Annotated in this window: 11 protein-coding genes; 9 read left to right on the top strand and 2 right to left on the bottom strand. The window is 42.7% G+C overall.

The window, feature by feature from the left end; all coding sequences use genetic code 11:
• Window positions 1–16 precede the first annotated feature (16 nt).
• Window positions 17–970 (bottom strand): slipin family protein, encoded by a 954-nt coding sequence (locus H5187_RS07390; protein ID WP_145234179.1) that lies wholly within the window; start codon window positions 968–970, stop codon window positions 17–19.
• Between the two features lie 339 nt (window positions 971–1,309).
• Here H5187_RS07390 and cas6f point away from each other — a divergent pair, with 339 nt between their 5' ends.
• Complete coding sequence (gene cas6f / locus H5187_RS07385) at window positions 1,310–1,519, top strand: type I-F CRISPR-associated endoribonuclease Cas6/Csy4 (RefSeq protein WP_182717775.1); 210 nt, start codon at window positions 1,310–1,312, stop codon at window positions 1,517–1,519.
• Window positions 1,520–2,393: 874 nt separating this feature from the next.
• The gene (tkt, locus tag H5187_RS07380) at window positions 2,394–4,394 is read left to right on the top strand and encodes a transketolase (protein ID WP_182797678.1); all 2,001 of its coding nucleotides are present in this window, start codon (window positions 2,394–2,396) and stop codon (window positions 4,392–4,394) included.
• A 107-nt stretch (window positions 4,395–4,501) separates the two neighbouring features.
• Here tkt and tal read toward each other — a convergent pair whose 3' ends face one another.
• Window positions 4,502–5,455 (bottom strand): transaldolase, encoded by a 954-nt coding sequence (gene tal / locus H5187_RS07375; protein WP_182784227.1) that lies wholly within the window; start codon window positions 5,453–5,455, stop codon window positions 4,502–4,504.
• A 242-nt stretch (window positions 5,456–5,697) separates the two neighbouring features.
• On the opposite strand from tal, the gene H5187_RS07370 reads away from it, so the two are divergent.
• The 7 genes from H5187_RS07370 (at window position 5,698) to H5187_RS07340 (ending at window position 15,442) form a co-directional block, all read left to right on the top strand.
• Window positions 5,698–7,350 carry a ribulokinase gene (locus H5187_RS07370; RefSeq protein ID WP_182797677.1) on the top strand — a complete coding sequence of 551 codons (1,653 nt, stop codon included), beginning with the start codon at window positions 5,698–5,700 and terminating at the stop codon, window positions 7,348–7,350.
• Window positions 7,347–8,048 (top strand): L-ribulose-5-phosphate 4-epimerase, encoded by a 702-nt coding sequence (locus tag H5187_RS07365; protein WP_182717779.1) that lies wholly within the window; start codon window positions 7,347–7,349, stop codon window positions 8,046–8,048. The genes H5187_RS07370 and H5187_RS07365 overlap by 4 nt, the downstream gene beginning before the upstream one ends.
• A gap of 22 nt (window positions 8,049–8,070) precedes the next feature.
• Window positions 8,071–9,570 (top strand): L-arabinose isomerase, encoded by a 1,500-nt coding sequence (gene araA / locus H5187_RS07360; RefSeq protein ID WP_182784223.1) that lies wholly within the window; start codon window positions 8,071–8,073, stop codon window positions 9,568–9,570.
• 88 nt (window positions 9,571–9,658) lie between these two features.
• Window positions 9,659–10,249: an HAD family phosphatase gene (locus H5187_RS07355; protein ID WP_182717781.1), complete on the top strand. Its 591-nt coding sequence runs from the start codon at window positions 9,659–9,661 to the stop codon at window positions 10,247–10,249.
• A 216-nt stretch (window positions 10,250–10,465) separates the two neighbouring features.
• Window positions 10,466–11,533, top strand: a complete 1,068-nt coding sequence (locus tag H5187_RS07350; protein ID WP_259398463.1) for an aldose epimerase family protein — start codon at window positions 10,466–10,468, stop codon at window positions 11,531–11,533.
• Window positions 11,533–13,500 carry a glycoside hydrolase family 97 protein gene (locus H5187_RS07345; RefSeq protein ID WP_182797676.1) on the top strand — a complete coding sequence of 656 codons (1,968 nt, stop codon included), beginning with the start codon at window positions 11,533–11,535 and terminating at the stop codon, window positions 13,498–13,500. Before H5187_RS07350 ends, H5187_RS07345 begins: the two co-directional genes overlap by 1 nt.
• Window positions 13,472–15,442: an RICIN domain-containing protein gene (locus tag H5187_RS07340; protein ID WP_182797675.1), complete on the top strand. Its 1,971-nt coding sequence runs from the start codon at window positions 13,472–13,474 to the stop codon at window positions 15,440–15,442. Before H5187_RS07345 ends, H5187_RS07340 begins: the two co-directional genes overlap by 29 nt.
• Window positions 15,443–15,471 lie beyond the last annotated feature (29 nt).

Raw genomic sequence — 15,471 nt, 5'->3', positions numbered from 1 at the left:
TTTGCTCCTTTACAGCTTAACCTTTTTGTTTGGTATTTAAGGTATTAATAATCGACATCGCTTGCGCTACCATAGAGCTGGCATCGGTGCCGTTATCGGGTAATAAAACAACTGACGATTCTTTAGCAATGGCTTGTTTTGCGGCAATTGCTTTTGAGGCGAGGTCTAATTGAATGGCTTTTTGACCTTGCTCAGTATCAGCTGCTTCACCTACTTTACGTAGTGCATCAGCTTGTGCTTCGGCTACCGCAATAATGGCTTTAGCTTCACCTTCAGCACGCAGGATTTGCTCGGCTTTTTCTGCTTCAGCGGCTAGTACTTGCGCTTGTTTTTTACCTTCAGCGACATTGATATTAGCTTGACGATCACCTTCTGATTCTAAAATTTGTGCACGTTTAACACGTTCCGCTTTCATTTGTGCTTCCATCGCTTCCATTACTGATTGCGGTGGCACAATATCTTTAATTTCATAACGTAATACTTGAATACCCCAAGGATCTGCGGCTTGGTTAATTGCCGCAACAATATTAGTATTTAGTACATCACGTTCTTCAAAGGTTTTATCCAGCTCCATTTTACCAAGCTCTGAACGCATCGTTGTTTGCGATAATTGCGTAACGGCAAACACATAATCATCAACGCCATAAGTGGCTTTGTATGGATCCATAACACGGAAATACAATACACCATCAACAATCAATGAAATATTATCTTTGGTAATAGCAGATTGCGACGGCACATCTTGCGCTTGCTCTTTTAAACTACGATCAGCGGCAATACGATCAACAAACGGCACAATAAAGTTTAGGCCTGCTTCTTTAGTTGATTGATACTTACCAAAACGTTCAATGAGCCACGCACGGTTTTGCGGCACAAATTTAACACTACTTTTTAGCAGTACTAAAACAAAAATGAGTAAAAACGCCTCAACAGTGAATAACATGTTGAGAACTTGCGTTATCGGGTCCATAGATACTCTCCTTTAATAGTGGCCAATATGGCGTGTCACATATTTATTTAATTTATATACTTATAAACGTGACTAACCCTACATTACCATTGAGCTGTAAGCCCAGCTAGTGAAAAATCGTGACAAAGTATGTCGGTAAGTTAATTACGATTGCAATATTATGGTCATGTTTTTTGAAGATGCACACAGAAAGTATGTTTGATTTTTGATCTAAAGCAAATAGTTCAGGCAGAAAGGGAAGTCTGTTTGTGAGCCTCTCAGTTAATTTAAGATTAGCAAACTCAAAGTGAATACCTTACATAGTTAAACTCACCTTCATGTAAGAATAGACCCCGCACCATGTTTAGCTCAAAACAACGTACACATTTTTTCAAACAATGTAAATATGTACTTGGTGCTGCTGATAATCCTTATCTAGATTTGTTCAGCGGTTCAACAGAACAAGTGCATCGCAAATTCTTTGCGTTTAGTGATTTAAAAGATAAACCTATTGATGGTAAGTTTGATTCTTATGGATTAAGTAAAGTTGCCACGATACCTTGGTTTTAACCCTTTATTTTTTCTCTTTAAAATTCTCTATAAAAACAATGGGTTATAACATATCGTTTTTGATAAGGTAAAATAGTAATATTTAACCTAATGGCTTGTTGTAACTTATTTTTATGCTGATATTCTATAGTTTACTGCCGCACAGGCAGCTTAGAAAAGGAACGCGCTCCACAAAGTGCCCTTTAAGCCGTTTACTGCCGCACAGGCAGCTTAGGTGACGAGGGACCGACAAAAATATCGGGAATATTTTTGAACTGCGAAGCAGACCTTTATGGCGAAGGGCAGGACGCCTAAAGTAAACGGCATACCTAGCAAAGAGTGCAGCCTGAGGAAGTGAAGGTCGTGGCAGATTTTTGTTCCCGACAAAATCTAAGTACCTAAATCCATTTAGGTAATGACCGATGTAACCAAGCTCCATGGACGGATTGTTAAACCTTTGGTTTATTTGAAGTACTGTCGCGCCAGTAAGCTTAGCGCCTACGGTGGATAATATTGAAAATGGTGTTGTATATTTGTGCGCCAGCAAGCTTAGCGCCTACGACACAGGCAGCTTAGGTGGCGAGGCAGTGAAACGAGTTTTTTGATCACTATTCGGCGCTAAAGCGCTCTTCTACAAGCCACACTACGGATGCTTACGGCGACGATATGCTTAACGTGCTAAGCACGAGCTACAAATTATTTCATGGTTTCTCATTTACCCTCACTGTCTGTTTTTTGTGCAACAAATCGTTAAGTTCTAGGAAAATGATTTGCAGAGCTGCATTTGTATGCGCTGAAGAACTGTTTTTAGCGAGTTCGGGCGATTTCTGATTGCTATTTATATTACATTTTGAGATATTATTTATAATATAATATTAACAGGAAATAGTAACAGATGACTCTGCCCAGTTCTCAATCTGCAAATGCAATCCGTATGCTTGCTGTCGATGCCGTTCAAAAAGCTAATTCAGGTCACCCAGGTGCACCAATGGGGATGGCCGATATTGCTGCTGTTCTTTGGCAAAACTTCCACCGCCACAATCCATTGAATCCTGATTGGCCTAACCGCGACCGTTTTGTGTTGTCAAACGGCCATGGCTCTATGTTGCAGTACGCATTACTACATTTAAGTGGTTATGATGTCAGTATTGAAGACATTAAACAGTTTCGCCAACTGCATTCTAAAACGCCGGGTCACCCAGAGTATGGTTATACACCTGGGGTTGAAACAACTACAGGGCCACTTGGTGCTGGTATTGCCAATGCGGTTGGTATGGCAATTGCTGAAAAAACCTTAGCTGGACAATTTAATAAACCACACTTTGATATTGTTGATCACTTCACTTACTGCTTTTTAGGTGATGGTTGTTTGATGGAAGGTATCTCTCATGAAGCATGTTCATTAGCAGGTACATTAAAGTTAGGTAAACTCATCGCTTTTTGGGATGACAATGGCATCTCAATTGATGGCGAAGTAGAAGGCTGGTTTACTGACGATACCCCAAAACGCTTTGAATCATACGGTTGGCAGGTTATTAGTGGCGTTGATGGTCACGATATGGCCGCGATTGCCAGTGCTATTGAAGCTGCGCAAGCTAACCCAGATCAGCCAACGCTTATCTGTTGTAAAACGGTGATTGGTTTTGGTTCGCCCAATAAATCGGGTAGTCATGATTGTCACGGTTCACCACTGGGTAATGATGAAATTGCAGCGGTTCGTGAGCAACTAAATTGGCCACATCCAGCGTTTGAAATTCCTCAAGATCTATACAATGAGTGGAATGGCCAAGCCAAAGGCCAAGATTTAGAAAGCGCATGGCAACAAACCTTTGCCGCTTACAGCAAAGCACACCCAGAGCTGAGTAAAGAATTTAACCGCCGTGTAACGGCTAAATCATTACCGAGCAACTTTGCAGAAATTGCTGATCAGTACATTGCCAAGTGCCAAGAAGATATGCAAAACATAGCAACCCGTAAATCATCACAAAATGCCATTACCTTCTTTGCTGAGCATTTGCCTGAACTTATGGGAGGCTCCGCTGATTTAGCCGGTTCCAACTTAACTTTATGGCCTGACGCGAAAGGCTTGCAAGATGATGCTGCCGGTAACTATGTATTTTATGGCGTACGCGAGTTTGGCATGAGCGCGATAATGAATGGTATTGCGCTGCATGGCGGCTTTATCCCATTTGGTGCAACTTTCTTAATGTTTATGGAATACGCGCGTAATGCTGTGCGTATGGCGGCATTAATGAAAGCACACAGTATTTTTGTGTATACCCATGATTCAATTGGTCAAGGTGAAGATGGCCCGACCCATCAGCCAATTGAACAAATTGCTAATTTGCGTATGACGCCAAATATGTCGACTTGGCGCCCATGTGATGAAGTTGAAACAGCGGTTGCATGGAGTCAGGCATTAATCAAAGAAGCTGGCCCAAGTGCATTGATCTTTAGCCGCCAAGGTACTAAAGCAATGCCGCGCACTAAAGAGCAACTAGCGAATGTTGCTAAAGGTGGCTATATCTTAGTTGATAGCGAGCACACACCTGAGCTGATCATTATTGCCACTGGTTCTGAAGTTGAGTTAACGGTAAATGCAGCAGCTGATCTAACCGCACAGGGTAAACAGGTTCGTGTTGTATCTATGCCATGTACAAATCAGTTTGACTTGCAAGATCAAGCCTATCGCCAGAGTGTATTACCTGTTGGTGTTGCTAAAATTGCGGTAGAAGCTGCACATAGCGATTTTTGGTATAAATATGTTGGCCAAGATGGCGATGTACTAGGTATGACTACCTTTGGTGAGTCAGCGCCAGGACCAGTTCTGCTTGAATACTTTGGCTTTACTGTGAGTAACCTAGTTGCTAAGGCTAATGCGTTACTAGACGCTTAATTGTTTTGAACTTGGGTTAAAAATTTACCTGAACAAAAAGCCCGCTGATTTAATTAAATCAGCGGGCTTTTTTATTTGCAGAATTGATTTTATATAACGACTGAAGCTTAGAACAGCTCAGCTAGAATGGCTTCTAGTTTTTCTTGGTCAATTGCAAATTGGCGAATACCTTGGCTTAGTTTTTCAGTGGCCATGGCATCTTGATTCATTTCCCAGCGAAATGCTTGCTCAGTCATAGGCGTTGGCGGGGCAACTGTTTCAGTAGCAGCAGTCAGTTGACGCGCTAATGGGGCATCTGTTGCGGCTAGTTCTGATAATAGCCCTGGGCTGATAGTTAATCTATCACAACCTGCCAGTAATTGGATTTCGCTGATGTTTCTAAAGCTTGCACCCATAACGATGGTTTTATAATCGTGCTTTTTGAAGAAGTTATAAATATGTGCAACAGACTGTACGCCTGGATCATTAGCACCGCTAAAATCGCTATCAGTTTGGTTTGCTTTATACCAATCAAGAATACGACCAACAAAAGGCGAGATTAAATAAGCACCTGCTTCAGCACAGGCACGAGCTTGAGCAAATGCAAACACCAACGTTAGGTTACAGCGAATACCTTGTTGCTCAAGTACTTTTGCCGCTTGAATACCTTCCCATGTAGACGCCACTTTGATCAGTACGCGCGAGGTATCAATATCTTGCTCTTTATAGAGCGCAACAAGCTCAAGGGCTTTATCAATAGTTGCTTGAGTGTCAAACGATAAGCGCGCATCTACTTCGGTAGACACTAACCCTGGCACTTGAGCCATTAAATTTGCACCAATTAGTACCGACAGTTTGTCAGCAGCTTTGCTGATCACCTGTGCATTGTCACTTGTTTGTTGCTTAGCCCAAGCAACGGCTTCAACAGCCAGTGGGCGGTATTTTTCAATTTTAATCGCATTGAGCAATAACGATGGATTGGTAGTGGCATCTTGCGGCTTATATTGATCGATTGCTTCAAAATCACCGGTATCAGCAACCACAGTGGTCATGGTTTTTAATTGTTCTAATTGGCTAGACATAGACATCCTATTTTCATCATACAAAATAAATTAATTAACGGCTTTTAGCATTGCTTATGACATGGTTTAAGCCCTTTATTAGTGCAAAACATTAGTTTAAAGGGCACAGGTGTCACGAATATTTCAGAATAAATCTGTTAATAATATTTTTATAATACCTTTACAATCCGTCATTATTGATATTATCATACAAATAACAGTAATGACTAACATTGTTAGTATCCAATTAGTGAAAGGTATTTATGTCTCGTTATACATTGGGCTTAGATTATGGTTCTGATTCAGTAAGAGCACTGCTTGTTGATGTAACCACAGGTAAAGAGCTGGCTAGCCATTTAGTGAATTATCCGCGTTGGGCGCAAGGTTTATATTGCGCTCCAAGTAAAGATCAATTTCGCCAGCATCCACAAGACTACATCGACAGCTTGATTGAGGTCGTCAATGGTCTATGGCAACAAGTACCTGCGGGAACTGCGGATAAAGTAATAGGTATGAGCTTTGATACCACAGGCTCAACGCCAGTGGCGATTAATAGCCAAGGCACGCCTTTAGCGCTGACTGAAGAATTTGCTGAAAACCCTAATGCGATGTTCATTCTTTGGAAAGACCATACGTCGATTAAAGAAGCGAATGAGATCACCAAAGCCGCGACCAATAACGAGGTTAATTATCTTTCACACATGGGCGGCATCTATTCATCAGAATGGTACTGGGCTAAAGCATTACATATTTTTAGAGATGATGCGGCTGTAAAAGCGGCAACTTACTCGTGGGTTGAGCATTGTGATTGGATGACGGCATTGATGTGTGGCACCACTCACCCAGAAGTATTAACACTGGGACGCTGTGCAACGGGCCACAAACAAATGTGGAATGAGCAATGGGGTGGTTTCCCACCAAATAGTTTCTTCAGCAATATTGACCCATTATTAGATGGTGTGGTTGATACGCTTAATGCAGCAACCCAACCAAGTGACCAAGTCGCTGGTAAATTAACAGCGCAATGGGCTGATAAACTTGGTTTATCACAGAATGTAGTTGTAGGTTACGGTGCGTTTGACTGTCACATGGGGGCAGTTGCTGCCAATGTGCGTCCAGGTGTTTTAACTAAAGTAATGGGTACTTCAACTTGTGATATTACTGTTACTTCAAAACAGCAACTTGGCGATACCTGTGTTAAAGGTATCTGTGGTCAAGTAGATGGCTCAGTGATCCCAGGCATGATTGGCCTTGAAGCGGGGCAATCTGCGTTTGGCGATTTATACGCATGGTTTAAAAACCTAATGCTGTGGCCAACTCGCCAGTTAGCAAATTTAAACGACGTTGAACAAAGCTTGATCAATAAAATTGAAGACTCAATTTTAGTTGATTTATCAAAAGCTGCCAGTGCGTTACCGGTTAAAAATACCGATGTAACAGCACTTGACTGGGTCAACGGTCGTCGCACACCTGATGCAGATCAAAGCGTAGCAATGGCCATGACGGGCATGAAAATGGGCACTGACGCGCCGCAGTTCTTTAAAGCATTAGTTGAGGCGACGGCCTTTGGCGCACGCGCCATTACTGAGCGTTTTCAAAGTGAAGGCGTGCCGATTGATTCAGTAGTGGTAATTGGCGGCATTTCAAAAAAATCAGATTACGTAATGCAAACCTGTGCGGATGTATGGAACTGCCCAATTGACGTACTTGAAAGCGAGCAAAGCTGTGCGCTTGGTGCTGCAATTATGGCTGCTGTGGCAGCGGGCGAATATGCAACAGTGGCGGATGCTCAGCAAGTTATGGCTTCTGCTGTATGTCATCAGTATTTACCTAACCCAGAGCGGGTTGCGGTTTATAACGAACTCTATGCTAACTATCAAGCGTTAGCACAGTATGTTGATGGAGCAAAAGCATGAGCTACACAGAATTAAAGCGCGAAGTATTTGAAGCTAACATGGAATTACAACGTCGTGGTTTGGTGATTTACACCTTTGGTAATGTATCGCAAATTGACCGCGACAAAGGCGTGATTGCGATTAAACCAAGTGGTGTTTCGTATGACCAAATGAAAGCAGAAGACATGGTAATTGTTGATTTACAAAACAACATTGTTGAGGGCAGTATGCGTCCATCTTCTGATACCAAAACTCATATTCACTTGTATCGTCATTTTAATGACATTGGTGGCGTAACGCATACTCATTCAACTTACGCAACAGCATGGGCACAAGCAAAGCAGAGTATTCCATGCTTTGGGACAACGCACGCTGATTATGTGCACGGTGACATTACCTGTACACGTGAGCTTACCGATGCGCAAGTAAATGGCGATTATGAGCTTGAGACAGGTATTCAAATTACTGATGCTTATAAAGACCGCGACCCAAAAGCAGCACCAATGGTGATTGTGGCAGGACATGCACCGTTTACGTGGGGTAAAGATGCAGCGCAATCTGTGTATCACGCAGCACTGCTAGAAGAAATTGCTCGCATGGCTTACTTAACTCGCACGCTTGATCAAAATGCAGGTGCGCTTAAGAAGTCTGTGATGGATAAACATTATTTAAGAAAACACGGTAAAGATGCCTACTACGGCCAAAGTAACCGTGGCTAACAAGTACAAGAGGAATTTATATATGCCGTCGTCAATGAAAGAAGTTTGGTTTGTAACTGGGTCACAACATTTATATGGCCCAAAAGTGTTAAACACCGTTGCAGATAATAGCGCTGCAATTGTTGCTGGTTTAAATAGCGAAGCAAATTTACCGGTTAACTTAGTCTGTAAGCCAACGGTAAAAACACCTGAAGAAATTCATGCGGTTTGCCAAGCAGCAAACACTGATCCTAACTGTGTGGGTTTAGTATTGTGGATGCATACATTCTCACCAGCAAAAATGTGGATTGCCGGTTTAAACGAATTACGTAAGCCATGGTTACACCTTCATACACAATTTAATGCCGCGTTACCGTGGTCTGAAATTGATATGAATTACATGAACACCCACCAAAGTGCGCATGGTGATCGTGAGTTTGGTTTTATTGGTACTGTAATGCGCAAAGAGCGTAAAGTAGTGGCAGGTCACTGGCAACGTGCTGACGTGCAAAAGCAAATTGATGATTGGTGCCGCGCTGCTAAAGGGTGGGCTGAGAGCCAAACACTTAAAGTGGCACGTTTTGGCGATAACATGCGCCAAGTTGCGGTTACAGAAGGTAACAAAGTATCAGCGCAAATCACTTTTGGTTATGAAGTACACGCCTTTGGTGTAGCTGAGCTCGTTAAAGTTGTTGATACCGTGACAGATGCTGAAGTCGATGCCCAGCTTGAAGTATACAAAACTGACTATGTGATCAGCGATGAAACGTTGCAAGATGACTACAAAGTATCGATGCTACGCAACGAAGCGCGTTTAGAGCTTGGTATGGAACGCTTTTTAGAAAAAGGTGGCTTTAAAGCATTCACTAACTGTTTTGAAGACTTGTCTGGTTTATCAGGTTTACCAGGACTTGCAACGCAGCGCTTAATGGCTAAAGGCTATGGCTATGGCGGTGAAGGCGACTGGAAAACAGCCGCTATGGTACGCATCATGAAAGTAATGGGTGAAGGCCGTGAAGGCGGTTGTTCATTTATGGAAGATTACACGTATAACATGGGTGATACCGACCAAGTACTAGGTGCTCACATGTTAGAAGTATGTCCATCGATTGCAGCGCAAAAACCACGCCTTGAAGTTCACACTCACACCATTGGGGTGAAATGTGATGTGGGTCGTTTATTGTTTACTGCTAAAGCCGGTGCGGCAATTAACGTTTCGCCAATTGATATGGGTAATCGTTTCCGTATTTTGATCAACGAAGTAGATACAGTAACGCCACCGGCTGAGTTACCGCATTTACCAGTTGCATCAGCATTGTGGGAACCAAAACCGAATCTATCAGTGGCGTCTGCTGCGTGGATCCATGCCGGTGGTGCGCACCACACTGCGTACAGCCAAGCTGTTACCACCGATATGATTGTTGATTTTGCTGAAATGGCAGGTGTTGAAACGATGATTATCGATGCTGATACCAGCATCCGTGGTTTCAAAACAGAGCTACGCCACAATGCAGCGTATTACATGTTAAAACGTGGGCTTTAATCACCTATAACAGCAGTGATCTAAGTTAACTAAATAAGCCAACTTTATAGTAAAGTTGGCTTTTGTTTTCTAAGACTTTGGAGTACACATGCTCGATCTCACAAAATACCAAGGCATTATTTTTGATATGGATGGCACGCTTATCGATTCGATGGGCTCTCATTTACAAGCATGGGAGCTGACCTGCCATGCATTAGGTTATCCGTTTGACTATGACTATATGTATAGTTTAGGTGGCGTACCAACACTTGCCACTGTTGATATTCTCAATGAAAAATATGGACTTAGTCATGATCCTGATGAAGTTGCCAAGCAAAAACACCAATTTTGGTTAGGCTTAAACCATCAGCCAGAAATCATTACTGAGACAGTCGATGTATTAAACTATTACCATGGCAAAATGCCTATTGGGGTAGGTACTGGCGCGGACCGTGCGCATGCCATTGAGCATCTAACTCAAACAGGGTTAATCGATAAAATAGACGCATTAGTTACTGCCAGTGATGTTCGCCACGGTAAACCACACCCAGAAACTTTTTTAAGCGTAGCCAAACAAATAAACATTCAACCACAAAATTGTGTGGTGTTTGAAGACACGCAAATAGGCTATCAAGCAGCTCAGGCTGGTGGTATGGACTGCATTTTAGTCAAAGACGGCAAAATACAACTAAAAAGTTAGGCGAATAAATTTGCAATCGATCACTATATTGTATTATAAAAGTATAAATGCAATTATAATAAGGTTATTGTCATGTCATTGCAATGTGTAACTCAGCGCCTAACAGCGGTTCATCAGTCGTCAACATCGATTAAAAAATTATCTCGCGGTATCTTTGCAATAGCAGTGTCCTTTGGGATTGCTTTAACCCCCGCGTGTGCTCACCAAGGAGACAATATGACCAATTCACCTTCTGCATTACTGCACGCTTATGGCAAGCTGGCAGACCAAACTCCGATCAACCAAGTTACCCTAACCAATAGTAATGGCGTGAGCGTTGATGTGATCAATTATGGCGGCATTATTACCCGTATCGAAACGCCAGACAGCAATGGCAACATGGGTAATATTGTTTTAGGTATGGATAATTTAGAAGATTACACTAATGCAACCACATACTTTGGCGCGATCATTGGCAGATTTGGTAACCGTATTGCTAATGGTAAATTTAGCTTAAACGGCACGGATTATCAGTTAGCAACTAACGATGGTGCTAACCATTTACACGGTGGTGTGCAAGGCTTTGATAAGAAAGTCTGGAATATGGTGCCATTTAGCACGCAAAACAGTGCTGGTGTAACACTAAGCCTCGTAAGTCCTGATGGTGACCAAGGTTATCCTGGTGAGCTGACCACACAAGTCACCTATACATTGACCAACAAAAATACCCTTGATATGCAGTTTGTGGCAAAAACAAATAAGCCAACCATCATCAATATGACCCAGCACAGTTATTTTAACTTAGCCGGTAAGGGCGATATTCTCGATCATCAAATGCAAATCAACTCAAACGCAATCACCCCTGTGGATGGCGGTTTGATCCCAACGGGTGAGTTAATGCAAGTGGCGGGTACACCGTTTGATTTTAGAAATCCAAAAGCAATTGGTAAAGAAATTAATGTGGATGATGAGCAGCTGAAGCTTGGTAAAGGTTATGACCATAACTTTGTGCTGAAAAACAAACCTAATCATGATTTGATTGAAGCAGCTAACGTTTATGAGCCAAGCTCAGGTCGAACCCTAACTGTGTATACCGAAGAACCTGCGGTACAGTTTTACTCAGGTAACTTTTTAGATGGAAGCAGTAAGCAAGCCTCTGGTTTAGTACATAAATTAAGAAGTGGTTTTTGCCTAGAGCCACAGCACTTTCCTGATGCACCGAATCAGCCAACATTCCCCAGTACAACTTTGATGCCTGGTGAGGTTTATTCAACGCGTATTGTGTATGAGTTTGGCACTAAGTAATGCACTTCGTTAATCAAATAGGGCTGCTGTTTGCAGCCTTAGTGATAACAACTGTGGCGCAAGCGACTGAGGTTGCGACTATTCATAGCCCAGATCAGCAGTTAGCCGTATTGGTTGATTTAGATGAGCAAGGGCAGTTAAGTTATCAAGTACAGTCAGGTAGCGATAAAGTAATTGAGCCATCTTTATTAGGTATCACGCTTAATAATACCGATTTTACTAAAAAGCTTAGATTATTAGCTGTTAAACAACAGCCGACAGTGAATGATAGCTACCAGCTTTTTACTGGTAAGCAACAGTTTGTTGATTACCAGGCTAACAGTACGGTTGTAAGCGTGACTAATCAGCAACACGAAACATTGAATGTTCGCTTTCAAGTGAGCAACGATGGGGTTGCTTTTCGCTACGAGTTAGATGGGGAGTCCTCGGATACGCGGGTCGTTATGAGTGAACAAACGGGTTTTAACTTCCCAAGTGAAACCGTTGCGTGGTTACAGCCTAAAGCGCAAGCGCAATCTGGCTGGATGAACACTAACCCTTCTTATGAAGAAGAATATTTACAAGCGACAGCATTAACGACCCCTGCAATAACCAATAATGGCTGGGTGTATCCGGCATTATTTAAGCACCAAGAGCAGTATATTTTAATCTCAGAAGCTGGTGGTGAAGACTATTACAGTGGTACTAATTTAACCAATAATAGCCAAGGGCAGTTTAAGGTTCGTTTTCCTGATCAGCGTGAAGTTACTTCTAATGGTGGCTATTTACCAGAGCATACACTGCCGCTGTTATCGCCTTGGCGTTTATTGGTAATTGGCACGTTGCAAACGGTTACTGAGTCTACTTTAGGGACTGACTTAGCCCGACCAAACCAGCTAACTAACACTGATTTTGTTAAACCGGGGATTGCTGCTTGGAGTTGGGGGTTATTAAAGGATGACTTTACAACCTTTCCTGTGCAAAAACAGTTCATTGATTATGCAGCAGATATGCACTGGCAATATGTATTGATTGATGCGGATTGGGATCAAAAAATAGGCTGGGAGAAAATGCAGCAGTTGGCAGCCTATGCTAAGCAAAAAAATGTTGATTTATGGGTTTGGTATAACTCATCAGGCGCGTGGAATAACACGGTTTATTCTCCTAAAAGTGCATTACTAACGCGTGCTGATCGCATTAAACATTTTGCAAAACTTCAAGCTATGGGAATTAAAGGCATTAAAGTCGACTTCTTCCCGGGTGATGGTTCATCTGTGATGGCCTATTACGAAGCTATGCTGAAAGACGCAGCAGCACATCAGTTAATGGTCAATTTTCATGGCACCACTTTGCCAAGGGGCTTGCAGCGAACTTATCCTAATCTAATGACCTCCGAAGCAGTAAAAGGCTTTGAGATGATAAGCTTTTTTCAAGCATTTGCCGATAAAGAAGCGCAGCATGCAGCGACCTTAGTGTTTACTCGGAACGTGTTTGATCCAATGGATTTTACACCTATGGTACTTGGTGATATTCCTAATATTGAACGCAAAACCAATAATGCCTTTGAGCTCGCGCTGCCGATTTTATTTACATCTGGGATACAGCACTTAGTGACAACGCCTGAGCAAATGACGAAAGTTTCAGAGCCAGTAAAAGCTTATTTGAAATCGCTGCCTACTCTGTGGGATGAAACAAGGCTCTTGCAAGGCAGCCCAGGTAAGCATGTGGTGATGGCGAGACGTTCTCGCTGCAACTGGTATGTTGCAGCTATTAATGCGCAGGATAAAGCTATTACGTTAGATATTGACTTAAGCTTTAGTAACTTCAGTTCAGCCCAGCTACTTAGCGCAGGTAAAAAATTAGCACAGGTTGAGGCGCAACAGCTCAACTCAAAACTGTTTTCTATAAAATTAAACCCCAATAGCGGGTTTGTTATAATAACTAAGGGTGATAACAACAATGAATGCACAACATCACTTGCGCACTAAATTAAAGCGTACTGCTAAAGCAACAGGCCTTGTAGGTTTATTCGCTTTGTCATTAAGCTCACTTACAGGGTGTGAATCTACAACCCGCGCAGACACACAACAAACACAAGATGCAGCACCAATCGCGAGCGCAAAAGCACCCACGCAAGATGATGGCGTATTCACTAATCCATTATTTCCTAATGGTGCCGATCCATGGCTTGAGTACTGGGATGGTAACTATTACCTAACGACGACAACATGGACATCTGAATTGGTGATGCGTAAATCACCTACTTTAGCAGGACTTGCCGATGCAACCCCAGTAAATGTATGGTCAGCGACCGATCCTGCGCGTTGTTGTAACTTTTGGGCGTTTGAATTTCATCGTGTTAAAGGCCCTGACGGCTACCGTTGGTACATGATGTATACAGCAGGGACTGATGGTACTTTAGATAACCAACATCTTAATGTATTAGAAAGTGCCGGTGACGACCCAATGGGTCCGTATGAATACAAAGGCGCACTCATGCCTGATGTATGGAATATCGATGGTAACTATTTAAGCTATAAAGACAAACTCTATGTTATTTATTCCCAGTGGCAGGGCGATCAACAGTTAAACATTATTGCTGAAATGGAAAACCCGTGGACGCTGAAAAAGAATTCACCGCACACTGTGATCACACGCCCTGAACTTGATTGGGAGATCAGCGGACGTAAAGTAACCGAAGGTGCTGAAATTTTGCAGCATAACGGTCGCACGTTTATGACTTACTCAGCAAGCTTTTGTAACACGCCAGATTATAAGTTAGGTATGTTAGAGTTGGTGGGTGATGATCCGCTAGATGCAAACAGCTGGAAGAAGTTTGACGAGCCGGTATTTGAACGTACTGATGAAGTATTTGGCCCTGGTCACAATGGTTTCTTCACTTCGCCAGATGGCAGTGAAGATTGGCTGGTATACCACGGCAATGACTCAGTAGAACACGGTTGTAGTGCCACACGTTCTTTGCGTGCGCAAAAATTTACTTGGCATGATAATGGCACACCAAACTTTGCAAAACCAGTAACACCGGGTGTTGAAGTGGCTCCACCATCAGGTGAATACGGCCCACTTGTAACTCGTGTGCAAGGTCAGCGTTATAACTTAGTTAATGCAACCAGCGGTTTATGTTTAGATATTGCAGCGGATCCTCAAGATGCGCGTGCCGTGCAACGCCATTGTGCAAGCACCAATGGTCAATGGGTGATTGATGCCACCACAGATGGTTTTGTACGTTTAGCAAATCGTGAAGACAGCAAGTTTTTAGAGCTGGCTAATTGCAGTGATGCTGATAATGCGAAAACACAATCTGCGGCATGGCGTAATAACTTCTGTCAGCAATGGAAAGTAGCACCAAGCACTGATGGTAATGTCACTATTACTAACCGTTACACTGAAAAACCATTAGCCGTAGCAGGGTGTTCAGCCGCGCAAAATCAAGCGGTTTTACAACAAGGTAAAGATACTGCATGTGCTGATTGGCAGTTACAGCCTGTAGGTAGTGTCGCGGTAATGAGCCAACAAAGTGGTAAAGCATTGAGCGTTGCAGGAGCTGTTAAAGCAGGTACTAATGTTGAGCAACAAGCGTTTACTCACAGCGACGCCCAACAATGGTTCTTTGCACCAACAGACACAGGTTACGTTGCTTTAAAGCAAGACCTTGATAGCGATTATTGCGCTGCTGTGGCAAACAATGCTTTAGTGCCTGGCGCTAACGTTGAAATGGCTTCGTGCGAAACTAAAACAGCACAATGGCGCATTACTCCTGTTGCAGGTGGCGGCGTGATGTTGATCAACCGTTACACAAAGCAAGCACTGGGTTTAAGTGATTGTGGCCTTGCAGATAAAACTAATTTTGCACAACAACCTGATTTAGGTAACAAGTGCCAAATTTTCCATTTACGAGAACCAAAGTAAATGTAAATAAGCGTTCGACTCTCACCAAG

Origin of the sequence: Pseudoalteromonas sp. SG44-1, assembly GCF_014164315.1 — a bacterium.
GTDB classification, from domain to species: domain Bacteria; phylum Pseudomonadota; class Gammaproteobacteria; order Enterobacterales; family Alteromonadaceae; genus Pseudoalteromonas; species Pseudoalteromonas rhizosphaerae.
This window is presented reverse-complemented; position numbering and strand designations above follow the sequence as displayed.